This window comes from Undibacterium sp. TC4M20W, from assembly GCF_049340245.1.
Classification (GTDB): domain Bacteria; phylum Pseudomonadota; class Gammaproteobacteria; order Burkholderiales; family Burkholderiaceae_D; genus Undibacterium.
Window position 1 is genome coordinate 294897 of record NZ_JBMPPI010000002.1, and the last position, 23590, is coordinate 318486.

Genomic DNA, 23590 nt, shown 5'->3' on the forward strand with positions numbered 1-23590 from the left:
TCTGTCCAGATCAGGAGCGATAGTCGGCGTTGATGGAGACATAGTCATGCGACAAATCGCACGTCCAAACTGTCGCTGCCGCATCGCCACGCGCGAGTTTGACGCGTATGGTGATTTCGCTCTGCTTCATGATGCGCTGGCCATCTTCTTCGCGGTAGTCAGGATTGCGGCCACCATTCTTGGCGACCCAGACATCATCCAGATACAGGTTGAGCTTGCCCACGTCCAGGTCATTCACACCGGCATAACCAATGGCTGCCAGAATGCGACCCAGGTTAGGGTCAGAAGCAAAGAAAGCGGTTTTTACCAATGGAGAATGGGCGATCGAATAAGCGATCTTGCGGCATTCTTCTACATCACGGCCCTCTTCCACTGCAATCGTCATGAACTTGGTCGCGCCTTCGCCATCACGGATAATCATGTGGGCGAGTTTTTGCGACAGCGCAGTCACGGCTTCTGCCAGTGCTACATATTCTGGTGTCTCGACATCATTGACTTCAACTTCACCCGCGCCAGTAGCGATGAGCATGAAGGAATCATTGGTGGAAGTATCACCATCGATGGTGATGCAATTAAAGGATTTGTCAGCCGCTTGCTTAACCATGTGATCCAGCACATTTTGCGCAACCTTGGCATCTATCGCCAGATAGCCCAGCATGGTCGCCATATTTGGCTTGATCATGCCCGCACCTTTGCTGATGCCTGTCATGGTCACGGTTTTGCCATTGATTTCCACCGTCGCCGATGCCGCCTTGGGCTGGGTATCGGTAGTCATGATGGCAGTAGCGGCATTAAACCAGTTGTCCGCTGTCAGGTTGGCGATGGCTGCAGGCAAACCGGCGACCAGCCTGTCTACTGGCAATTGTTCGAGGATCACGCCAGTAGAAAATGGCAGGATTTGAGAGGCTTCACAACCCAGCAATTCTGCCAGGGCAGCGCAAGTTGCATTCGCAGCAGCCAGGCCAGCATCGCCGGTACCGGCATTCGCATTACCCGTGTTCACCACCAGCGCACGGATAGGGCTGGATGCCATGTGCAGGCCTTCCAGATGGGCTTTGCAGACCTGCACGGGGGCTGCGCAAAAGCGGTTGGTCGTAAATACCCCGGAGACGGTTGCCGTAGGGGCCAGTTCCATGACCAGTACGTCTTTGCGATTGGGCTTGCGTATGCCAGCCTCGGCATAACCGAGGCGTATGCCGGCTACCGGTTTCAAATCTGCAGCCACAGGGATGGGGGAATTAACGGCCATGGTTTTTCCTTGCGTTGAAATCAAGCCGACATTGTAGGGCATTTTGTTGCACTGCGAAGCATGTTTGCGCTGAGGAAATTTCACGCGCAACAGCAAAGCCCCTCAGAGCCCCATGATCATTTGGGCAATGATATTTTTTTGTATTTCATTTGAACCACCATAGATGGATAGCTTGCGCATGTTCAGGTAATTGATGGCGAGTGGGCTGGCCAGCTCGCTGGTGTCCTGACGGTCACGCAGGGGCAAGGCCTGCTCTCCTACCGCCTGCACCAGCAATTCAGAGATAGTCTGCTGGATTTCTGTACCCTTGATCTTCAGTATCGATGCTTCCGGCCGTGGTGCATGGCTTTGCTCTTCTGCTGACAAGACGCGCAGATTGGTCATTTCCAGCGCCATCAGATCTATCTCCACCTGTGCTACGCGCGCAGCAAAGGCAGCATCTTCCATGAGCGGCTTGCCATTCTTGAATTCACGTGCTGCCACTCTTTTCAGTCTGGCCAGCTCGCGCTTGGCAATGCCTATGCCCGCAATATTGGTACGCTCATGTCCCAGCAAAAACTTGGCATAAGTCCAGCCCTTGTTTTCTTCACCGACCAGGTTAGCAACCGGCACTTTGACGTCATCAAACCAGACTTCATTGACTTCATGTGCGCCGTCCATGGTGATGATGGGCCTGACAGTGACGCCGGGGGATTTCATATCGATGAGCAAAAATGAAATACCGCGCTGTGCCTTGGCTTCACGGTCTGTACGGACCAGGCAAAATATCCAGTCGGCATAATGCGCCAGCGTGGTCCAGGTCTTTTGACCATTGACTACGTAGTATTCACCTTCGCTGTCACGCCTGCGTTCCGCCGTGGCCTTGACGGAAGCAAGGTCAGAACCGGAGCCCGGTTCTGAATATCCCTGGCACCACCATTCATCGGCGGAGAGTATATTCGGCAAAAATCTCTGCTGTTGCTCAGGCGAGCCAAATTCCATGATGACGGGTGCCACCATCTTGATGCCAAAAGGCGGCAGGCGGGGCGCACCGGCAGCGGCGCATTCTTCTTCAAATATATAGCGCTGCACAGCAGACCAGCCAGTGCCACCATGCACAGCAGGCCAGGAGGAGGCTCCCCAGCCCTGAGTGTGCAATATCTTTTGCCATTGCTGGTAATCGCTTTTTTCCAGTGCTATGCCATGATGCACTTTATGGCTAATGGCCTGAGGTAATGAATTTTGCAGAAAATGACGGACCAGTTGACGAAAACCCAGCTCTGCATCGTTAAAGTTCAAGTCCATAAGTCCCCTCAGGTCTGGTCATCACAGCTTGCAATTCCAGAATATAGAATGGATGCTCAAATAAGCACGCCCGTTCACTTTAACTCTGGGTTTTACTTGCGTCAAGTAAGGGCGCGACGTATAACGGAATTACTGCATTAATGCCGGATGACAAAAAAACAAAAGGCGACCAATGGTCGCCTTTTGTTTTTGTACTACTCAATAATCAGGCAAGCTTGCCATGACATTGTTTGAACTTCTTGCCACTGCCGCAAGGGCAAGGGTCATTACGGCCTACCTTCAGGGCGTAATTGATTTCTGGCTGATCCGTACCAAAATCAGCAACCGGCGCCAGCATTTCTTCAGGCGTTGCATCTGCATCAAAATCAGCGTGCTGGTAATGGACGTTTTCAATCTGTGACTGTGCCAGTCTTTCTTCTGCTGCATCAATCTCTTCACGGGATTGTATACGTACAGTGACCACAGTCCTGACCACTTCGTTTTTGATCGCTTCGAGCATCTGACCAAACAGTTCAAATGCTTCGCGCTTGTATTCCTGTTTAGGATTTTTCTGTGCATAACCGCGCAAATGGATACCCTGGCGCAAATGGTCCAGCGCAGCCAGATGTTCACGCCAGTGCGTATCTATGCTTTGCAGCATGACATTGCGCTCGAAACCGGCAAAAGATTCTTTGCCGACGATGGATATCTTGGCTTCATAAACATCATTGGCAGCTTTTTGCACACGCTCCAGAATGTCTTCGTCCGTGATATTGGCGTCGTCCTTGAGCATTTGCGACAGCGGCAGATCCAGCGCCCATTCATCACGCAATGCTGCTTCAAGACCTGGGATATTCCACTGTTCTTCGACGGATTCTGCCGGTACAAATTCACGTACGATGTCTTCAAACATGCCATGACGCAGGGAGGAGATCAGCTCTGCCATGTCCTGCGCTTCCAGCAATTCATTACGCTGCTGGTAAATGACTTTACGCTGATCATTGGCGACGTCATCGTATTCCAGCAATTGCTTGCGGATATCAAAGTTACGTGCCTCGACCTTGCGTTGTGCCGATTCTATAGAGCGGGAAACGATACCTGCTTCTATAGGCTCGCCTTCCGGCATTTTCAGCCTGTCCATGATCGCGCGGACGCGGTCACCAGCAAAAATACGCAGCAGCGTATCGTCAAGCGACAGATAGAAACGGGAAGAACCCGGATCGCCCTGACGGCCAGAACGACCGCGCAATTGATTATCCACGCGACGGGATTCGTGACGTTCAGTACCAACGATGTGCAAGCCGCCCGCATTGACCACAGTCTCATGCAGGGATTGCCATTCATCGCGCAGTTTTTGCGATTGCGTCTCTTTGTCTGCATCAGACAAAGTTGCATTCGCTTCTATCATTTGCACTTGCTTGGCGACATTGCCACCGAGCACGATATCCGTACCACGGCCCGCCATATTGGTAGCGATGGTGATGGCTTTTGGACGACCGGCCTGAGCAATGATTTCCGCTTCACGGGCATGCTGCTTGGCGTTCAGTACATTGTGTGGCAAGCCTGCTTTTTCCAGTATGCCAGACAGAAGTTCAGAGTTTTCAATCGAGGTCGTACCTACCAGTACTGGTTGGCCACGTTCATAGCAATCCTGGATATCAACCAGCATGGCGTTGTATTTTTCTTGTGCAGACTTATAGACCTGATCTTGCCTGTCCTTGCGTTGCGAAGGACGGTTAGGTGGAATAACCACGGTTTCGAGACCGTAGATTTCCTGGAATTCATAAGCCTCTGTATCTGCCGTACCTGTCATGCCTGACAGTTTGGTGTACATACGGAAGTAATTCTGGAAAGTGATCGATGCCAGTGTCTGGTTTTCGTTCTGGATGCGTACACCTTCTTTGGCTTCAACAGCCTGGTGCAGGCCATCAGACCAGCGGCGGCCCGTCATCATACGGCCAGTGAATTCATCGACGATGACGATTTCATCGTTCTGCACTACATAGTGCTGATCCTTGAAATACAGGGCGTGTGCGCGCAAAGCAGCATACAAATGATGGATCAGAGTGATGTTGGCAGCATCATATACAGATGCACCTTCAGGCAGCAAACCCATTTGCGTGAGGATGCGCTCTACCTTGTCATGACCAGCTTCAGTCAGCAAGACCTGATGGGCTTTTTCATCTTTGGTGTAGTCACCTGGCACTTCTATCTTACCCTTGCCGTCCGGTGTTTCTTCACCGACTTGCAGGGTCAGCAGCTTAGGTACTTCATTGATCTTGTAGTAAAGCTCGGTATGATTTTCAGCCTGGCCAGAAATGATCAATGGCGTACGGGCTTCATCGATGAGGATGGAATCGACTTCATCGACAACTGCAAAATTCAGGCTGCGCTGTACACGGTCTTTGACATCATAGACCATGTTATCGCGCAGATAATCGAAACCATATTCGTTATTTGTACCATAAGTGATGTCAGAGCCATAGGCTGCCTGTTTGGCATCGTGATCAAGTTGCGACAGGTTGATACCTGTACTCAGCCCCAGCCAGCCATACAATTGGCCCATCCATTCGGCATCGCGCTGCGCCAGGTAATCATTGACGGTAACAACGTGCACGCCCTTGCCTGACAAAGCATTCAGGTAAATTGGCAGGGTCGCCATCAGGGTTTTACCCTCACCGGTGCCCATTTCAGCGATTTTGCCGTAGTGCAAAACCATGCCGCCTATCATCTGCACGTCAAAGTGACGCATTTTCAGGACGCGTTTGCTGGCCTCGCGACAGACTGCGAAGGCTTCCGGGAGGATGGCATCAAGTGTCTCTCCGTTCGCAACACGTGCTTTGAACTCTGCAGTCTTGGCTTGCAAAGCCTCGTCTGACAAGGCTTCCAGCTTGGGTTCCAATGCGTTGATCTCACGCACCGTCTTTTGGTATTGCTTCAAAAGCCGCTGATTGCGGCTGCCGAATATCTTGGTCAGGAATGACATGCTATGAACGGAAAGTTAAATTCTTAAAAAAATTGTTGAAATAGTGCTTAATTTGACAACAACATTAGGATAACCTGTGATTTTACCATGTGACACCCGATTCACCAGTAATTGCTCAATTTCCCTGCCTTTCAGGCAACAAAATGGATTATTTAGCAACTATTGGGCGCGCATCCGGCAAACTATTCCCAGACATGAGATTGCAATTGGTGACTGAATCGGCAAACTCAAGTTATTTCTGGTTCACGGCAGCAAGATTGGCTTGATTAGCCCCTGCAGACAAGAATTTATGGGGATTTTGTGGCACGCCTTTGACATGTACCTCAAAATGCAAATGCGCACCGGTTGAGCGGCCAGTTGAACCAATGTCCGCGATGTGTTGCCCACGCTTGACGATATCACCCAGCTTGACATGAATTTTGGAAGAATGGGCATAACGGGTCATGATCTCGCCACCATGATCAATTTCCACCATATTGCCAAATTGTGGATGATATTCTGCCGCCACCACGACGCCGCCAGCTGCTGCAACGATGTGGGTACCGGTAGGTCCCGAGAAATCTATACCCTCATGAAAGGCACTGCGGCCAGAAAAGGGGTCAAGCCTCCAACCAAAACCAGATGCATTATAAGCAACATTAACGGGTTGTATGGTTGGTAAGAGCTTGGATTGCACCTTGAAGCCCATGAGCTTGGTTTCCACCACATTCATATAATCCGAACGGTGTTCTATGTCCACGGACATGGCTGCGAGAGCCGCTTGGAACTCGGCCAAGTTCAATTCTTGCGCTGGCTGGGTAGAGACTTCAGGGCCACCACGACCCGGCATTTCCTTGAAATTGAATTCTTCTGGCTTGACGCCTGCCAGGCCCTGTACCCGCTCACCAAGTGCGTCCAGACGTATTAGTTGTGCCTGCATTTCACCCAGCTTGGCTGCCATCGCAGCCAGGTTTTCTTTCATGAACTTGTCTTTATTGCCAGTATCATTACTCGTTGCAGTCACTGGTACTAAGTCACGCAAGAGCGGCAAATCGGCGCTGGCCAGTTTAAGAGTCATGGCAGCCATCAAAGCGGCACAGAAAGTAATGACAAGCAGAAATGCAAATAAACCAAGAACCACGTGGCGGGAAGACAAAGTCACAGACTTTGCCTGGGTAAAACGGGAGTGCATCAAAATGATTTGCATCAATATGCTCCTCTGAAAACGATGGATGGCCTGGCGCTCCTTGTGAGAGCTGGCCTGTCATGTTTGTGGTAAGGTAGTGCGCATGTCAACATTCTCACGCCCTACCTATCCGGTTAACATTAAACGCGGTCGCAAAGTGCCTGGTGCCAGCGAAGCCGCTGACTTTTTGCGCAGCAACGAGAAAATCTCACAACTACTGCCCACAGTGCAGCGCAATCTGAAGCTGCAAAAAGACTGTGGGCTGATACTGCCGCCGATATTTGCCTCTTGTGAGGTTATGCAAGTAACGGAAGGACAGTTGACGCTTTCCGCGCCGAATGCCGCACTGGCGACCAAATTGAAACAGCAATGCCCGAAACTGCAAGCATTTTTGCAAGAACGGGGATGGCAGATTAACGCAATCCGCATTAAAGTACAAGTCAGGCGCGTCGTTGAGAAGCCTGTTGCCGTTAAGCAAATAGCATTTTCAGGCAAAGCTTTACAGGCATTTGGACAGTTGGAACATGCGCTCGAAGACACGCCGCAAAATGCAGATTTGCGGGCAGCACTTAGCCGCCTGATACAACGCCACCGCTCTGGAAGCTGATTTCAGCAGGCTGCCAATGAGCTCAAAGCCGAAGCTTTAAGCGAGCGCCCACTCCCTATCTACTTGTGTGGCATAAGTTGGAGGTGCCGTGCCCAGATCATCAAAACTGACAATTTCATAGGCATCAGGCTGGGCCAGCAAGGCGCGCAATAATTGATTGTTCAAGCCATGACCAGACTTGTGCGCCGTATAACTGGCCAGGAAGGGATGGCCGATCAGGTATAAATCGCCAATCGCATCCAGTATCTTGTGACGGACAAATTCATCATCAAAACGCAGGCCATCTGAATTCAGGATGCGGTATTCGTCCATGACAATCGCGTTTTCCATGGAGCCTCCACGTGCCAGGCCTATACCCCTGAGCATCTCCACATCCTGCATGAAACCAAAGGTTCGCGCCCTGGCGACATCTTGCACAAAGGTAGCGCTGGCAAAATCAACTACCGCCGTTTGAACCGTGCCATCAACTGCCGGGTGATTGAACTCAATAAAGAAATGCAGCTTGAAACCATTAAAAGGCTCCAGCCTGGCCCATTTCTCGGACTTGCCGGTACCTTCGCGGATTTCTACTGGCTTCAAAACACGGATAAATTTCTTGGCTGCGTCTTGCTCCTGCATGCCAGCCTGCTGCAATAAATACACGAAAGATGATGCTGAACCATCCATGATGGGGATTTCTTCTGCGCTGACATCAATGTACAGATTATCAATGCCCAGGCCTGCGCAGGCCGACAGCAAATGTTCCACCGTCGATACCTTGCCATGCTCATTCGACAAGGTCGAAGCCATGCGGGTATCGCCCACGGCCAAAGCCTGGGCAGGCAAAACTACGGGTGGATTCAAATCTGTACGCGTGAAAATAATGCCGGTATCAACTGGTGCCGGGCGCATGACGAGTTCAACCTTGGTACCGGAATGCAGGCCGACACCAACGGTTTTCACGACTTGTTTGATGGTTCTTTGCTTTAACATCGCGCTATTATAGCGTTTCAGGCAATTTCCCATGCAGGAGCGAGGAAAATTAGCCGTTTCACATTTTAAAAATGAATACAAAAACAACAATTCAAATCCGCCGCGCTGTAGCCACTGATCTGGATGCCATGTGTGATCTCAGCGACCAGATCAACGTCCAGCACCACGCCGCTGCCCCTAAGGTCTTCGTACAAAAAACAAATCGCGAACTAGACCGCCAGTTCTGGCATAGCACGTTTGAAAACCCCGCTGGTTGTGCCTTACTGGCTTGCGACACTGATCACGTCCTGGGCTTCATTACCATGAGCTGGCATGAAAACACGACGATCCCCTTCTTGTACCGTCGCCGTATCTGCCGTGTAGGCACGATCGTGGTTTCTGATGCACATCAAAAATTGGGGATAGGAAAATTATTGATGGATGGCGCGACGAGTTGGGCGCGTGAACATGGTGCAGTGGAAATCAGGCTGGAGGTTTTTGACTTCAACCGCAATGCCATGGATTTTTATGCTGCCCAGGGTTATGGCGTGCAGTCACACATCATGTGCAAGTCATTAGACTAAAGCAGACATGTATGCAATAAAAAAGGCGCTCAGTGCATTCAGTGAGCACTCAGCGCCTTTCTTGATGCAAATCAGAAAACCTGATTAGCCCAATTGTGCCAGCAGAGTTTCTGCGTTCGACACTTCAAACTTGCCGCCTTCTTCGATATTCAATTGCTTGACGACACCATCTACTGCCAGCAGGGAATAACGCTGGGAACGTGTGCCCATACCGAATTTGCTGAAATCTGCATCCAGGCCCAGCGCTTTGCTGAAATCTGCATTGCCGTCAGCCATCATGCGTACGATGCCTGTGGATTTTTGATCGCGGCCCCATGCGCCCATGACGAATGCGTCATTGACGGAGATACACCAGATTTCATCAACGCCCTTGGCTTTCAAATCTGCTGCCAGTGCAACATAGCCAGGCACATGCTTGGCTGAGCAAGTTGGCGTATATGCGCCAGGCAGGCCAAAAATAGCAATGGTTTTACCTTTGGTCAGGTCCGCGACTTTGAAGGTATTTGGTCCGAGTGAACATCCTTCTGATTCCACTTCAATAAATTCTGCCAGGCTGCCTTCAGGCAGGGTATCGCCAATCTTGATTGTCATTTTATGTACTCCCTAGATAAGTATTCGGATATTCATTGCCTTGCTGTATGCCGCCTCCGCCAAAAGCAGGAAGTTTGAGCCATATCAACACCGACAGTGAAGGACGCAAGTATGCCTGAGCTAGAATTTTCTTGCAGAAGTTAAAAGGATAAGGCTTAAGACCTCTCAACACTGAGGCACCGAGGGAGGAAAGTCTGCTTGCAAGCAGACTTCGTTACGCAGGCGCGCGGCATGCAGCGCGAAGTCCCTGCTACACCACAGAGAAGAGCAAGAGGAAAAACAATCGAAATAAGTGCTTGATATCGCGCTACGCCGAACCAATAGTTTTTTTAAGTATTGTCTTCACCATAAATAGAATCTTTGCTATAAGTCTGATACCTAACCAAACACAGCATTTCTCTTGCCTTTCTCTGTGCCTCTGTGTCTCTGTGGTGAGCTTTTTGGTCTAGCTTTTCGATCTGCCAAATAAAAAACGCCAGCCTCCTTAGAAGCTGGCGTTCTGCAGAAAAACCAGATAAATCAGTCAGCCTGTTTGCGCAGGAAAGCTGGGATATCGTAAGTTTCCATGCCATTTTTTTCCAGGGCACGTACTGTTTCTGACGCAGATTCACGGCGCCATACTGCAGGTTTGCTCAAGCCATCAAAACCTGCGGAACCTGTTACAGAACCAGTGCTGATAGTGGCAGATGTCATGACAGGGCTGGCCATCACGGTTTCATTGTGAGTACCGGTACGCAGCATAGGTGTTTGCACCAGCTGGATATTTTTCTTGCCACGGCCAAGGCCAGTTGCAACTACCGTTACACGGATGTCGTCACCCATGTTGTCGTCATAAGCGATACCTTGTGCGATCGATGCGTCCGGTGCAGCGAAAGCACGCACAGTGGACATGACTTCCTTGATCTCTTTACCTTTAAGACCACGGCTGGCTGTAACATTCACCAACACACCGCGGGCACCGGACAAATCGATACCGTCCAGCAGTGGTGATGCAACTGCCTGTTCGGCGGCGATGCGTGCGCGATCAACGCCGGAAGCAGTTGCGGTACCCATCATGGCCTTGCCTTGTTCGCCCATGATGGTTTTCACGTCATTGAAGTCGACGTTGATATGGCCAGGCACATTGATGATCTCGGCAATACCGGCTACGGCATTGTTCAAGACATCATCTGCATGTTGCAGCCATTCGATCATGCTGTCGTCTTCATAAATCTCTTCGAGTTTTTCGTTGAGAATAATGATGAGGGAATCGACGTGCTGAGACAAAGCTTCCAGACCTTCGTCGGCGATATCCATGCACTTCTGACCTTCGTAAGAAAATGGTTTGGAAACCACTGCCACGGTCAGTGCACCCAATTCCTTGGCGACTTGCGCAACTACGGGAGCAGCACCAGTACCAGTACCGCCACCCATACCTGCAGCGATAAATACCATGTGCGCGCCGCGCAATGCGTCTTCGATGCGAGCACGGGAATCTTCAGCCAGCTTGCGGCCGACTTCCGGTTTCATGCCTGCGCCCAGACCAGTTTCACCGATCTGTATCACATTGTTTGCTTTAGACTGCAACAGTGCTTGCGCATCTGTGTTTGCTGCTATGAACTCAACGCCGGACACGCCTTTGTTGATCATGTGCTGAACCGCATTGCCGCCTGCGCCACCTACGCCGACAACCTTGATTACGGTGCCTTGTGTGGCGTTATCAACCATATCGAACTCCATCATGACTCCTCCAGGTAGGCAGTTATCAGTCGCTAGGCATCACCGGGGTGTGACGACTAGCGACTAATAACTGTATATCGAACTATTATAAAATGACTACACTAATTTAGATACAAAATACAAGCTAAAAATTCCCTAAAAACCACTCTTTCATGCGTTGCCAGACCGCTTTGGCTGAACCTTCTTGCCGAGTGACCAGATGACCGCGCAAATACTGCTTCTTCGCTTCCAACAACAACCCCAAAACTGTGGCATAACGCAGGCTGCGCACGACATCTGCCAACTGCCCGCTGTAAGCCGGCATACCTAATCTGGTCGGCTTCAAAAAGATGTCTTCTGCCATCTCGACCATGCCCGGCATGGCGGCAGATCCACCTGTCAAAACGATGCCGGATGACAGTACATCTTCATAACCGGATTCACGCACCACCTGGTGCACCAGCGCAAACAATTCTTCTACACGCGGCTCTATCACTGCGGCTAAAGCCTGGCGTGATAAAGAACGCGGGCCACGGTCACCCAGGCCGGGCACTTCCAGCGTGTCGGACGGGTCAGCCAATACCTGCTTGGCGACACCAAAACGCACCTTGATTTCTTCTGCTTCCGAGGTCGGCGTACGCAAGGCCATGGCGATATCATTGGTGATCTGGTCGCCGGCAATCGGTATCACGGCAGTATGGCGTATCGCACCTTCGCTGAATACCGCCACGTCAGTCGTGCCACCACCGATATCGATGAGTACCACACCCAGCTCTTTTTCATCCTTGGTCAGCACTGCTTCTGCTGACGCCATCGGTTGCAGGATCAGGTCAGATACTTCGAGGCCGCAACGGCGCACACACTTGACGATGTTCTGCACCGCCGACACAGCACCGGTAACGATATGCACTTTGACTTCGAGACGTATGCCGCTCATGCCTATCGGTTCGCGCACATCGTCCTGGCTATCGACGATAAATTCTTGCGGCAAGGTATGCAGCAATTGCTGGTCAGTCGGAATATTGACAGCCTTGGCAGTTTCTATCACGCGCGAAACGTCAGCTGCGGTGACTTCTTTATCCTTGATCGCCACCATGCCGCTGGAATTAAAGCTGCGGATATGGCTACCGGCGATCCCGGTGTACACATTGCGTATCTTGCAGTCAGCCATCAACTCGGCTTCTTCCAAAGCGCGCTGTATGGATTCGACGGTCGCCTCGATATTGACGACAACGCCTTTTTTCAGCCCCTTGGATTCATGCTGGCCCAGGCCGATGACTTCATGCCTGCCGTCAGGCATGACTTCCGCCACGACCGCCACAATTTTTGAGGTGCCGATATCGAGACCAACGATCAGATTTTTAGCGTCTTTTGTCATGTCTTTCCACTTGCTTTTGTTTGCTTTTTTGATCCGAGATTACTGTGACTCGATTTGAGCGCCAGGCCATTCGGATAACGCATGTCCACACTTTCAATACTGTCCTGCAAACTGGCCAGCAGCTGTGGATAGACTGTCATCAGTTTATCCACCCTGCTCTTAAGCGTTGTCGCATCCTGCACCCTGCCCAACTGCACTTGCATGCCATTATTCAACTTCAGACTCCAGGCATAACGACTGGAGTAATTCACTTCATCCGGTGCCAGACTGATCCTGGCAAACCAGTTTTTAAATTCCATATACTGCGCCAGCACTTCTTTTTCACTACCCTCTGGCCCACTCAGGGCTACCAGATCTGCATCATCCTCGGCCTCGGCCAGGTTGGCCGTGAACACATCCCCCTTGGCAGAAATCAACTGCCCATTTTCACCCCAGGTACCCAGCGCCACATGTTCTTCCAGAGTGACGATGAGTTTGTTCGGCCATTCTCTTTGTACGCTGGCCTTGCGTACCCACGGCACTGCTTCGAAAGATGTCCTTACTGCGTCCAGGTTTGCAGTGAAAAAATTACCCCTGATCTTTGGTAAAGCAGTGTTCCTGATCGTCAATGTGTTCACATGCCGCAAATCAGTGTCGCCGCTTGCACTGCTGGCTTCTACCCGTATCACACGCAAAGTAAAAAACGGTCTTTGTATTACCCACCAAACGCCTGACAACACCAGGATGAACAGCACCAGCCCAAACAGGGCATTCGCGGTATTGTTCATCAGCTTGCTGTCATGCCACATTTTTTACTCTTACCGTTTATTTTTTTTGTTCAGATTTAATTTTCAAACTTGCCGTCTTCAAAATTTCCACACACAAATCTTCATAACTGATGCCTACTGCCTTGGCTGCCATCGGTACCAGCGAATGTCCGGTCATGCCTGGGGAAGTATTAATCTCCAGCAAAAACGGTTTGTTATCCGACTTGCGCAACAAGACATCAACCCTGGCCCAGCCTTCGCAATCCAGTGCGCGATAAGCATCGACAGCCATCTTGCGGATGGCATCCGTCAGATCCTGCTCCAGCACTGCCGGGCAGATGTATTGCGTATCGTCAGTAAAATACTTGTTCTGGTAATCGTAGTTACCATCAGGTGCCACGATTTCTGTAATCGGCAAGGCATACGCCTGCTCGCCCTTACCAAGAATCGCCACTGTCAGTTCACGGCCTTCGACAAATTCTTCTGCCAGCACGACTTCATCAAACTGGGCCGCCAAAGCATAGGCCTCCTGCATATCTGAATAACCAACTACCTTGGTAATACCTATTGTAGAACCCTCATGTGGCGGCTTGATGATCAATGGCAAACCCAGTTCATCCGGCACACGGCGTAATTCAGTCTGACCTGTCAACACAGCATAAGCAGGAGTGCTCAGGCCATAGGTTTGCCAGATGCGTTTGGTAAAAATCTTGTCCATGGCGATTGCGGATGCCATCACGCCGCTACCGGTGTAAGGAATATTCAATTGCTCCAGCACACCTTGCAAGCTGCCGTCTTCACCATAGCGACCATGCAGGGCAATGAAAACGCGGTCAAATTTTTCTGCGGCCAGTTCGGCAATGCTGCGTTCTGCCGTGTCAAAGCCATGGGCATCTATGCCTTTGCTTTTCAAGGCTTGCAGTACGCCAGTACCGGACATCAGAGAGATTTCACGTTCAGCCGAACGCCCGCCAAACAGCACGCCTACTTTGCCCAGAGATTTCAAATTCAATTCGCTCATGATGATCTGATCACTTGTTTTCTACATTTACACTGACTGCGCCAGTTTTGCCGGCACAGCATTGATGGAACCTGCCCCCATGACGATGACTACATCGCCGTCTTTCAATACCCGCAAAATACTGTCGGGCATTTCCAAAATATCTTCTACAAATACCGGCTCTACCTTGCCCATGACGCGCAGGGCGCGGGACAGGGAACGGCCATCTGCCGCCAGTATCGGTGCCTCACCTGCTGCATAGACTTCTGCCAGCACCACTGCATCTGCATCAGAAATCACACGGACGAAGTCTTCAAACAGATCACGGGTACGGGTATAACGGTGCGGCTGGAAAGCCAGCACCAGCCTGCGGCCTGGATAAGCCCCACGTGCTGCCGCCAGAGTCGCTGCCATTTCCACCGGGTGATGACCATAGTCATCGACCAGTGCAAAAGTGCCACCATTGGCCAAAGCGATTTCGCCGTAGCGGGTAAAACGACGGCCTACGCCGTTGAATTCGCTCAGCGCTTTCTGCGTTGCTTCATCACTGACACCGACTTCACGCGCTATTGCTATCGCGGCGCAGGCGTTTTGTACATTGTGCATGCCAGGCTGGTTCAGGCTGACCTGCATATTCTCATAGCCATCTTGCACTACTGTGAAATGCATCTTGCCATTGGCGGCTGTAGCATCTACTGCGCGTACATCAGCATCCGCATGAAAACCGTAAGTGACGATGGGCTTGGATACAAAAGGCATGATTTCACGCACATTCGCATCATCCAGGCACAAAACGGCAACACCATAGAATGGCAGGCGCTGGGTAAATTCGATGAAAGCCTGTTTCAAGCGGGCGAAGTCATGGCCATAGGTTTCCATATGGTCAGCATCGATATTGGTGATGACTTCGATAACCGGCAAGAGATTGAGGAAAGAAGCATCGGATTCATCGGCTTCTGCCACGATGAAATCGCCACTACCCAGTTTGGCATTGGCACCGGCACTATTAAGCAAACCGCCAATGACGAAAGTCGGATCCAGGCCACCTTGCGCCAGGACACTGGCAACCAGGCTGGTTGTCGTGGTCTTGCCATGGGTACCGGCAATCGCGATTCCACTTTTCAAGCGCATGAGTTCTGCCAGCATCATTGCGCGTGGCACGATGGGAATATGTTTGGCGCGGGCAGCGATAACTTCAGGGTTGTCACCCTTGACTGCGGTCGATGTTACGACGGCATCTGCGCCGGCAATATTTTCTGCCGCATGACCTTGTACGACATTGGCACCAAGTTGCGCCAGCCGTTTTGATGCCGCGTTGCTGCCAAGATCAGAACCGGAAATGGTGTAACCGAGATTCAACAAAACTTCGGCGATACCGCTCATGCCCGAGCCGCCTATGCCTACAAAATGGATGTGTTTGACTTTGTGTTTCATGCTAATGCTTCCAGAATATGGGCGATGTTGGCACTGGCTTCGCGCTGCCCCAGGGCGTAGGCTGTTTCAGCCATCGCCAGGCATTGCGCTCTGTCCAGTACTTTTAATTTCTCTGCCAGCAAGGCTGGGCTTAATTCAGTTTGTGGCAAATGGATGGCGGCTTTTTGCCCTGCCATCCAGATGGCATTTTCTTTTTGGTGTGAAGTACTCGACGCCATGAAAGGCACGAGTATGCTGGCCACGCCAGCAGCAGTCAGTTCAGACACAGTAATCGCACCGGCACGGCAAATGACCAGATCAGCCTCTGCATAACGACGCGGCATGTCTTCGATAAAATCCAGTACTTCTGCCTGCACACCTGCCTGCGCATAACTCTGGCGCAAAGCTTCTATATGTTGCTTGCCAGACTGATGCGTAATCACAGGGCGCTGGCCTTCTGGCAACAAGGCGACTGCCTGTGGTACAGCATCATTCAATACTTTGGCACCCAGACTGCCACCGACCACCAGTATGCGCAAAGGGCCTGTGCGATTTGCGTAACGTGTTGCTGGTACAGGCAATTCGCAAATTTCTTTACGTATAGGGTTGCCGATGACAGTAGTTTTGTTATCCGCAGTCACCGTTGCAGATGGCAGACCAAACAATAATTTACTGGCGAAAGGACGCAAAGCCTTATTCGACAACAGCAAGGCAGCATCCGCATTCATGAGCACAACTGGCTTACCGCGTAAGGCAGCCATGATGCCACCAGGCACGGTCACATAACCACCCATGCCCAAGACCACATCTGGCTGGCGGCGACCAATGATGCTAAAGCAGCTAAAGAAACTCTTGACCAGCTTGAAAGCACCGCTGACCGTATGCGATAAACCCTTGCCACGCAAGCCAGAGAAATCAATATTGTCCATGGCGATATTGTGTTTGGGGACTATCTGTCCTTCCATACCAATTTGCGTGCCCAGCCAGCTAACTTGCCAGCCGCGTTCGCGCATGATGTCGGCTATCGCCAGGCCAGGGAAGATATGTCCACCTGTGCCCGCTGCCATAATCAGCAATTTTTTTGGCATTTTTTGTATGGACTGGCTCATGCACGGCCTCCACGCATCAAGACGCGGTTTTCATAATCGACACGCAACAAAATCGCCAGACCTACACAATTAATCATGACACCAGAACCACCATAACTCATCAAAGGCAGGGTCAACCCCTTGGTAGGCAACAAGCCCAGGTTCACACCCATATTAATAAACGTCTGCACACCTATCCAGATACCGATACCCTTGGCCAGCAAACCAGCAAAAGTTTGATCCAGCGCTATCGCTTGCCTGCCGATTTCAAAAGCGCGTTTCAGCAACCAGTAAAATAAAAGTACCACCGCCATGACACCAACGAATCCCAGCTCTTCTCCGATGACAGCGAGTAAAAAATCTGTATGCGCTTCTGGCAGATAATGCAGTTTTTGCACACTGGCACCGAGGCCCACACCAAACAATTCCCCACGGCCAAAGGCGATCAGGGAATGTGTCAGTTGATAAGCCTTGCCAAGTGCATGATCTTCTTCAAACGGGCTAAGGTAAGCAAAAATACGTTCACGCCGCCATGGGGATGCCAGAATAACCGCGGTAAAGATACCAATCAGGGTAGCGGCAATGCCACCGAACCATACGCCGTTGATGCCACCCAAAAACAGGATACCCATGGCGATACAAACAATAACGCCAAAAGCGCCCAGATCAGGTTCCAACAGTAACAACAAACCAACGATACCAACCGCTGCCAGCATGGGCACAAAACCCTTGGTCAGTTTGTGCATGTATTCCTGTTTGCGCACGGTATAGTCGGCGGCATACAAGACCATGAACAACTTCATCAATTCAGATGGCTGCAAATTCAATACCTTGAAAGACAACCAGCGCTTGGCACCGTTCACGCCTTTACCCAAACCAGGTATCAACACAGCCACCAGCAATACCAGGGTCGCTACAAATAAATAAGGCGCATATTTTTGCCAGGTCGCAATCGGGATACGGAACACCAGCGCACCCGCAATCAAAGATAGCGCGACAAACAATGCCTGGCGTACCAGAAAATGCGAATTCTTGTAATTGGCATACTTGGGTGAATCAGGCAAAGAGATCGAAGCCGAATACACCATGACCATGCCGAACAGCATCAGGATAATTGTCACCCACACCAAAGGCTGGTCATAGTCCATCATCTTGGACCTGCTGACCAGATTGGTACTCGCTGGCGGCGCGCCAAACGGAGACCACCTTTGCAACGGGAGCAAAAGCTGACGCATCAGCAAACCTCCCCGCGTGCCAGTGCGATTTCACGCACGGCATCGACAAACACTGCAGCGCGATGCGCATAATTGCGGAACATGTCCAGACTGGCGCAAGCTGGTGACAGCAAAACGATGTCGCCATCTGCAGCCATTTCAGCCGCAGCCTGCACTGCCATTTCCAGCGTTGCGACGTCATGCACGGCCACCCCCGTCACTGCCAATACCTGTTGCAATTCTTCTTTGGCTTTGCCTATCAGGATGACGGCCTTGGTATAACGCTCGACCGGATCAGCCAGAGGAGAGAAATCCTGACCCTTGCCTTCGCCACCGGCAATCAAAATAATCCGTTTATGCAATGCGTCGGATTGTTGACCCAGGCCTTTCAACGCAGCGACCGTGGCACCGACATTGGTGCCTTTGCTGTCGTCGATATAATCAACGCCGGCTACATTGGCAACCTGCTCTACCCTGTGCGGCTCACCTTTGTAATCACGCAAACCATGAAGTAATGGTGCAAATGACAAACCTATGCCACGGCACAAAGCCAGGGCAGCCAGGGCATTTGCCGCATTATGTTGACCACGGATTTGCAAGGCATCTGTAGGCATCAGGCGGCTGATGATGACCGGCATTTCCTCTACTTCTTTTTTCTTGCGACGGCTATTTGTGACAACAGGTGCATCTTCTGCCGGATTGGCCACTACCAGCCAGCCCATGCCATGTTCATTCAACAAGCCCATGTCCGCCAGGTGCTTGGGTGCATCAATACCAAAGCTGACAGCATTACCAAGCGGCTTAGCCATGGACATGACGAGTGCATCATCACGGTTCAGGACTTGTAAAGTCTGCTCACCAAAAATCTTTGCCTTATCAGCACAATACGCCTGCAGGCTGCCATGCCAGTCGAGATGATCCTGGGTAATATTCAAAACCGTTGCCACATCGGCTTGCAGGCTGTGCGTGGTATGCAACTGGAAGCTGGACAATTCCAGCACCCAGACTTGCGGCAGACTGTTTTGCTCCAGGCACTCACGCAATACATCGAGTACCGCCGGGCTGATATTGCCTGCAACTTTAACTGTCAAACCGGCACGTTCTACCAGCAAACCAACCAAGCTGGTGACGGTGGTTTTGCCATTGGTGCCAGTGATGGCGATGACTTTAGGCTGGTATTCGCGCTCGGTTTTCAATGCCTGCAGTGCCTGTGCAAACAACTCTATCTCGCCCCAGACCGGGATATTTTTTTCAGCAGCTACTGGTAACAGTTCCTGCAATTCGCGCAGAGGTGACAAGCCAGGGCTGACTGCCATCAACTCAACATCGTCCAGCAAGGCTGGGGGGAAAGCACCTCCAATAAATTCCACCTGATCTGACAAAGCCTGCAATTGCGGCAATCTGTCCGGCGCTTCACGAGTGTCGGCAACACGCAGGCGCGCACCAGCGCGCAGCAGCCATTGCGCCATCGCCAGCCCGGTTTCACCCAGGCCCAGAACCAGTACATGTTTACCTGAAAAATCCATAAACTCTATATCTATCTTTTAACGTAACTTATTTAACGCAACTTCAGTGAAGACAAACCTATCAGCACCAACAACATGGTGATGATCCAGAAACGTACGACAACCTGGGTTTCTTTCCAGCCTTTTTTCTCAAAATGATGATGCAGAGGTGCCATCAACAACAGGCGGCGACCTTCGCCATATTTTCTTTTGGTGTATTTGAAATAACTGACTTGCAGCATGACGGACAAAGTCTCTGCTACAAAAATACCGCCCATGATGAACAACACAATTTCTTGCCTGACAATGACAGCCACCGTACCAAGCGCACCACCCAAAGCGAGTGCACCGACGTCACCCATGAAGACTTGCGCAGGGTGTGCATTGAACCAGAGAAAAGCCAGGCCCGCACCCGCCATCGCACCACAGAAAATCAGCAACTCACCAGCGCCAGGTATATGTGGTATCAGCAGGTACTTGGAGTAACCCACATTACCTGTCAGGTAAGCAAACAGGCCCAGGGCAGAACCGACCATGATGGTAGGCATGATGGCCAAGCCATCCAGACCATCCGTAAAATTCACCGCATTGCTGGTACCAACGATGACACAGTAGGTTAACGCAATAAAACCCCAGACACCGAGGGGATAGCTAACAGTCTTAAAGAAAGGCACGATCAAATCTGCCTTCGGTGGCAAATCCATATTGAAGCCGGACTGTACCCAGGCGATAAACAATTCCAGCACTTTGGAATTACTTGGTGCCGATACCGAAAATGCCAGATAAAAAGCAGCGATCAGACCGATCAGCGATTGCCAGAAATATTTTTCCCTGGAGCGCATGCCTTCAGGGTCTTTATGCACCACCTTGCGATAATCATCAACCCAGCCTACTGCGCCATATCCAAGAGTGACTATCATCACAACCCAAATAAAACGGTTACTCAAATCGCCCCACAACAAAGTGGAGATACCAATCGAAATCAAGACCAGTACACCACCCATGGTTGGCGTGCCGGATTTGACGAGATGTGTTTCCATGCCATAGCTGCGCACGGCCTGGCCTACCTTGAGCCTGGTCAACATACGGATAACCGCTGGACCAGCAAAAATACCGATGGAGATGGCCGTCATCGTGGCAAATACTGCGCGAAAGGTAATAAACCCAAAGACGCGCAGCCAGCCTATATCCTGCTTTAACAATTCAGCCAACCAGAGCAACATACTAGTGATTCCCTATTATTTTTTGTTGTAATGTATTTTTTTCTTTATCGTCTGCTGCCAGTAAATGGGTGACGACTCGTTCCATTTTCATGAAACGTGAACCTTTGACGAGCACGATAGTGTCAGCCGCAGTTTGCGCATCAAGGTTCTGGCACAGGTTTTCTACGCTGGCGAAATGCTGTGCACCCGCGCCATAAGCTTGTGCAGCATGGGCAACCAGTTCGCCCAGCAAGAACAGTTTTTTGATGCCACGCTGCTGCGCATATTCACCAATTTCATGATGGAATTGCGCGCCGTTTTCACCAACTTCGCCCATATCACCAAGCACCAGCGCAGTGTCGCCACCAATTTGTGCCAGCACATCGATCGCAGCACGTACAGAATCAGGATTGGCGTTATAGCTGTCATCAATCACGGTTGCACCGCAATGTGCTTGCTTGCGTTGCAGGCGACCATTCACGGGTGAGAAGTTTTCGAGACCCGCAACAATAGCTTCTTTGCTGACGCCTGTCGCATGGCAGCAAGCTGCAGCGGCGAGTGCATTCAAGACATTGTGCTGACCTGCCGCATTCAGACGTACTGAAAGTACCTGGCCTGCCAGGTTGATTTGCAGGTCACTACCAAACACGCTGGGCAGGTAAGTGGCGTGCACATCAGCATCAGGCGTCAGGCCAAAAGTCAGGGTTTTACGCTGGCCGCGTTCAGACGCAAAGGATCGCCATAAGTCTGTGTAAGTAGCATTGGCAGGGAATACAGCCACGCCATCATCTGGCAGGCACTGTATCGCCACGCCGTTTTCGCGCGCCACGGCTTCCACGTTTTGCATGAATTCCTGGTGTTCGCGCTGGGCATTATTCACCAGGGCCACGGTAGGCATGGCGGCAGATGCCAGCAAGGCGATTTCATCGGGATGATTCATGCCCATTTCTATGACGGCTGCCTTATGTCCCGCATGCAATTGCATGATGGTCAGCGGCACGCCGATTTCATTATTCAAATTACCTGCAGTCGCCAGACGGCCATCTGCACCAAAGGCTGCCGCCAGGATAGAAGAAATCATTTCCTTGACGGTGGTCTTGCCATTGCTGCCTGTCACGCCAATGACGGGCAGCTCAAATTTTTGACGCCAGAAGCGCCCTACTTTTACCAGCGCGAGTTTGCTGTCTGCTACCTGCAATGCAGGCAAACCGAAATCTGTTGGCAGGCGTTCGGCAATCACTGCTGCTGCGCCGGCAGCCGCAACTTGCGGCAAGAAATCATGGGCATCAAAGTTTTCACCTCGCAAGGCAACGAACAGATCGCCAGCGCCAGCTTTACGGCTGTCAGTAGTCAGACCAGTGATGCGAGTGATGACACCGGCATCACCTGTCAGTTTCGCCGCAGGCAAGGCAACCTGCAATTCCTGAAGAGTAAATTCCATCAGCTACTCCTCTTCATATTACCGCTGGTTGCCACGGTAGCGAGTGAGAGTGCGGCATGCTCTTCATCAGAGAATGGCCATTTCTTGCCATTGATGTCCTGATAGGTTTCATGTCCTTTGCCCGCCAGCAAAACCACATCATGATGATCAGCATGCTTGATCGCATACAAAATCGCATTCGCGCGGTCCTCAATGACTTGCGGCGTACCGGTCATGCCTTTGAGAATGTCTTCTATGATCTGCGATGGATTTTCACTGCGCGGATTATCACTGGTGACAACCACATGTTGCGCCAGTTCAGCAATCTTGCCCATTTGTGGACGCTTGCCCGGATCACGGTCACCGCCGCAACCAAACACGCACCACAAGGCCCCGGCTCTTTCTTGCGCAACCTGCTGCAAGGCTTCCAGGGTTTTTTCCAGCGCATCTGGCGTATGTGCATAATCAATGACGACCATGACATGTCCGGCAGTGCCTAGCAATTGCATGCGGCCAGGAACAGGTGTGAGTTTTTCTATGATACCCACGGCCTTGTTCAGGGCGATACCCTTGCTCAGCAACACGGCGAGTACCGCCAGGATATTGCTGACATTGAACTTGCCTATGAGCTGGGTCTTGACTTGTGCCGCACCAAATGGTGATTCAAGATGAAAGCTGATGCCTGCGTGGCTGGTTTTCAGATTACTGGCGACCAGTGCATCTATGCCTGATACCAGTTCTTTTTCCAGGCTGTAGCCGAGTAGCTTGGTAGCTGGCTGACTGACTTGCAGATGCTTGACCAGTTCCAGGCCATAAGCATCGTCGAGGTTGATGACAGCGGTACCCAGGCCTTGCCAGTCAAACAGCTTTGTCTTGGCAGCAGCATAGCCCTGCATATCGCCATGATAATCAAGATGATCACGCGTCAGATTGGTCAGCACGGCAACATCAAAATGCAGGCCGTTCAAGCGGCCCTGGTCCAGGCCTATGGAAGAAGCTTCTATCGCCAGCGCCTGCGCACCGTCGCGCTGCAAGTCTGCCAATTTTTGCTGCAAGCCTATCGCGTCTGGCGTGGTGTAACCAGTCTCTGCCAGTTGTCCCAGCATGCCATTGCGGTACTGGCCTATGCCCAAGGTACCGATGACAGCCGCAGGTGTACCACTCAGTGACAGCGCTTTGGCTATCCATTGTGTGCAGGAAGTCTTGCCATTGGTGCCGGTAACGGCCACATTGAACCAGCCATCATCAGGCTGGCCGTACCAGGCATGAGCGACATGACCAGCTACGTCTTGCAAGTTATCTACCGGCAGATGCGGGATGTTAAGAGCATCATCCCAGTTAAACTCATTTGCTTCATACACCACTGCAACTGCGCCATTGGCAATTGCATGGGCGATGTGCGCACGGCCATCAGTAAGATGGGTGCGCAAGGCGAAGAAGACATCCCCTGTTTGTATGGAGCGGGAATCTGAACGCAGTTGCGCATTCGGCGCATGCTGCTTCAGCCAGTCCAGTATTGCTATTGTCATT

The 23590-nt window shown here is 51.3% G+C and carries 19 protein-coding genes; 2 read left to right on the forward strand and 17 right to left on the reverse strand.

Annotation, left to right across the window (positions count from 1 at the left end; all coding sequences use genetic code 11):
- Positions 1–10 precede the first annotated feature (10 nt).
- From argJ to ACO0LL_RS03870, 4 genes are all read right to left on the reverse strand, one after another.
- Positions 11–1249: a bifunctional glutamate N-acetyltransferase/amino-acid acetyltransferase ArgJ gene (gene argJ, locus ACO0LL_RS03855; RefSeq protein ID WP_422949563.1), complete on the reverse strand. Its 1239-nt coding sequence runs from the start codon at positions 1247–1249 to the stop codon at positions 11–13.
- A 102-nt stretch (positions 1250–1351) separates the two neighbouring features.
- On the reverse strand, positions 1352–2533 hold the full coding sequence (locus tag ACO0LL_RS03860) for an acyl-CoA dehydrogenase family protein (protein ID WP_422949564.1): 1182 nt from the start codon (positions 2531–2533) through the stop codon (positions 1352–1354).
- Positions 2534–2738: 205 nt separating this feature from the next.
- Positions 2739–5498 carry a preprotein translocase subunit SecA gene (gene secA / locus ACO0LL_RS03865; protein ID WP_422949565.1) on the reverse strand — a complete coding sequence of 920 codons (2760 nt, stop codon included), beginning with the start codon at positions 5496–5498 and terminating at the stop codon, positions 2739–2741.
- Positions 5499–5730: 232 nt separating this feature from the next.
- Entirely contained in the window at positions 5731–6684 is a 954-nt protein-coding gene (locus tag ACO0LL_RS03870; RefSeq protein WP_422949566.1) for a M23 family metallopeptidase, read from the reverse strand.
- Positions 6685–6889: 205 nt separating this feature from the next.
- Between ACO0LL_RS03870 and ACO0LL_RS03875 the strand changes: the two genes are divergently transcribed.
- Complete coding sequence (locus ACO0LL_RS03875; protein ID WP_422949567.1) at positions 6890–7270, forward strand: DciA family protein; 381 nt, start codon at positions 6890–6892, stop codon at positions 7268–7270.
- Between the two features lie 36 nt (positions 7271–7306).
- Here ACO0LL_RS03875 and lpxC read toward each other — a convergent pair whose 3' ends face one another.
- Positions 7307–8242 carry a UDP-3-O-acyl-N-acetylglucosamine deacetylase gene (gene lpxC / locus ACO0LL_RS03880; RefSeq protein ID WP_422949568.1) on the reverse strand — a complete coding sequence of 312 codons (936 nt, stop codon included), beginning with the start codon at positions 8240–8242 and terminating at the stop codon, positions 7307–7309.
- A 71-nt stretch (positions 8243–8313) separates the two neighbouring features.
- Between lpxC and ACO0LL_RS03885 the strand changes: the two genes are divergently transcribed.
- Positions 8314–8805, forward strand: a complete 492-nt coding sequence (locus ACO0LL_RS03885; protein WP_422949569.1) for a GNAT family N-acetyltransferase — start codon at positions 8314–8316, stop codon at positions 8803–8805.
- 84 nt (positions 8806–8889) lie between these two features.
- On the opposite strand, the gene ACO0LL_RS03890 is transcribed toward ACO0LL_RS03885, so the two are convergent.
- The 12 genes from ACO0LL_RS03890 to ACO0LL_RS03945 all read right to left on the reverse strand — a co-directional run bounded on the left by ACO0LL_RS03890 (position 8890) and on the right by ACO0LL_RS03945 (position 23589).
- Complete coding sequence (locus ACO0LL_RS03890) at positions 8890–9396, reverse strand: peroxiredoxin (RefSeq protein ID WP_110255260.1); 507 nt, start codon at positions 9394–9396, stop codon at positions 8890–8892.
- 519 nt (positions 9397–9915) lie between these two features.
- A complete protein-coding gene (gene ftsZ / locus ACO0LL_RS03895; protein WP_422949570.1) occupies positions 9916–11115 on the reverse strand; it encodes a cell division protein FtsZ in 1200 nt (399 codons plus the stop codon).
- A gap of 124 nt (positions 11116–11239) precedes the next feature.
- Positions 11240–12472, reverse strand: a complete 1233-nt coding sequence (ftsA, locus tag ACO0LL_RS03900; protein WP_110255262.1) for a cell division protein FtsA — start codon at positions 12470–12472, stop codon at positions 11240–11242.
- Positions 12469–13260, reverse strand: a complete 792-nt coding sequence (locus ACO0LL_RS03905) for a cell division protein FtsQ/DivIB (RefSeq protein ID WP_422949571.1) — start codon at positions 13258–13260, stop codon at positions 12469–12471. The genes ftsA and ACO0LL_RS03905 overlap by 4 nt, the downstream gene beginning before the upstream one ends.
- Before the next feature lie 16 nt (positions 13261–13276).
- Positions 13277–14239 (reverse strand): D-alanine--D-alanine ligase, encoded by a 963-nt coding sequence (locus ACO0LL_RS03910; protein WP_422949572.1) that lies wholly within the window; start codon positions 14237–14239, stop codon positions 13277–13279.
- A 27-nt stretch (positions 14240–14266) separates the two neighbouring features.
- On the reverse strand, positions 14267–15652 hold the full coding sequence (gene murC, locus ACO0LL_RS03915; protein ID WP_422949573.1) for a UDP-N-acetylmuramate--L-alanine ligase: 1386 nt from the start codon (positions 15650–15652) through the stop codon (positions 14267–14269).
- Entirely contained in the window at positions 15649–16740 is a 1092-nt protein-coding gene (gene murG / locus ACO0LL_RS03920) for an undecaprenyldiphospho-muramoylpentapeptide beta-N-acetylglucosaminyltransferase (RefSeq protein WP_422949574.1), read from the reverse strand. Before murG ends, murC begins: the two co-directional genes overlap by 4 nt.
- Entirely contained in the window at positions 16737–17870 is a 1134-nt protein-coding gene (gene ftsW / locus ACO0LL_RS03925) for a putative lipid II flippase FtsW (protein WP_422949686.1), read from the reverse strand. Before ftsW ends, murG begins: the two co-directional genes overlap by 4 nt.
- A gap of 83 nt (positions 17871–17953) precedes the next feature.
- Positions 17954–19459: a UDP-N-acetylmuramoyl-L-alanine--D-glutamate ligase gene (murD, locus tag ACO0LL_RS03930; protein ID WP_422949575.1), complete on the reverse strand. Its 1506-nt coding sequence runs from the start codon at positions 19457–19459 to the stop codon at positions 17954–17956.
- A gap of 32 nt (positions 19460–19491) precedes the next feature.
- The gene (gene mraY / locus ACO0LL_RS03935; protein WP_422949576.1) at positions 19492–20661 is read right to left on the reverse strand and encodes a phospho-N-acetylmuramoyl-pentapeptide-transferase; all 1170 of its coding nucleotides are present in this window, start codon (positions 20659–20661) and stop codon (positions 19492–19494) included.
- A 1-nt stretch (position 20662) separates the two neighbouring features.
- Positions 20663–22081, reverse strand: a complete 1419-nt coding sequence (locus ACO0LL_RS03940; protein ID WP_422949577.1) for a UDP-N-acetylmuramoyl-tripeptide--D-alanyl-D-alanine ligase — start codon at positions 22079–22081, stop codon at positions 20663–20665.
- Entirely contained in the window at positions 22081–23589 is a 1509-nt protein-coding gene (locus ACO0LL_RS03945; protein WP_422949578.1) for a UDP-N-acetylmuramoyl-L-alanyl-D-glutamate--2,6-diaminopimelate ligase, read from the reverse strand. The genes ACO0LL_RS03940 and ACO0LL_RS03945 overlap by 1 nt, the downstream gene beginning before the upstream one ends.
- Between the last annotated feature and the right edge of the window lies 1 nt (position 23590).

Coding starts and splice junctions, on each gene's coding strand:
- argJ (WP_422949563.1), bottom strand. CDS start 1,249: ATGGCCGTTAATTCCCCCATCCCTGTGGCTGCAGATTTGAAACCGGTA.
- ACO0LL_RS03860 (WP_422949564.1), bottom strand. CDS start 2,533: ATGGACTTGAACTTTAACGATGCAGAGCTGGGTTTTCGTCAACTGGTC.
- secA (WP_422949565.1), bottom strand. CDS start 5,498: ATGTCATTCCTGACCAAGATATTCGGCAGCCGCAATCAGCGGCTTTTG.
- ACO0LL_RS03870 (WP_422949566.1), bottom strand. CDS start 6,684: ATGCAAATCATTTTGATGCACTCCCGTTTTACCCAGGCAAAGTCTGTG.
- lpxC (WP_422949568.1), bottom strand. CDS start 8,242: ATGTTAAAGCAAAGAACCATCAAACAAGTCGTGAAAACCGTTGGTGTC.
- ACO0LL_RS03885 (WP_422949569.1), top strand. CDS start 8,314: ATGAATACAAAAACAACAATTCAAATCCGCCGCGCTGTAGCCACTGAT.
- ACO0LL_RS03890 (WP_110255260.1), bottom strand. CDS start 9,396: ATGACAATCAAGATTGGCGATACCCTGCCTGAAGGCAGCCTGGCAGAA.
- ftsZ (WP_422949570.1), bottom strand. CDS start 11,115: ATGGAGTTCGATATGGTTGATAACGCCACACAAGGCACCGTAATCAAG.
- ftsA (WP_110255262.1), bottom strand. CDS start 12,472: ATGACAAAAGACGCTAAAAATCTGATCGTTGGTCTCGATATCGGCACC.
- ACO0LL_RS03905 (WP_422949571.1), bottom strand. CDS start 13,260: ATGTGGCATGACAGCAAGCTGATGAACAATACCGCGAATGCCCTGTTT.
- ACO0LL_RS03910 (WP_422949572.1), bottom strand. CDS start 14,239: ATGAGCGAATTGAATTTGAAATCTCTGGGCAAAGTAGGCGTGCTGTTT.
- murC (WP_422949573.1), bottom strand. CDS start 15,652: ATGAAACACAAAGTCAAACACATCCATTTTGTAGGCATAGGCGGCTCG.
- murG (WP_422949574.1), bottom strand. CDS start 16,740: ATGAGCCAGTCCATACAAAAAATGCCAAAAAAATTGCTGATTATGGCA.
- ftsW (WP_422949686.1), bottom strand. CDS start 17,870: ATGATGGACTATGACCAGCCTTTGGTGTGGGTGACAATTATCCTGATG.
- murD (WP_422949575.1), bottom strand. CDS start 19,459: ATGGATTTTTCAGGTAAACATGTACTGGTTCTGGGCCTGGGTGAAACC.
- mraY (WP_422949576.1), bottom strand. CDS start 20,661: ATGTTGCTCTGGTTGGCTGAATTGTTAAAGCAGGATATAGGCTGGCTG.
- ACO0LL_RS03940 (WP_422949577.1), bottom strand. CDS start 22,081: ATGGAATTTACTCTTCAGGAATTGCAGGTTGCCTTGCCTGCGGCGAAA.
- ACO0LL_RS03945 (WP_422949578.1), bottom strand. CDS start 23,589: ATGACAATAGCAATACTGGACTGGCTGAAGCAGCATGCGCCGAATGCG.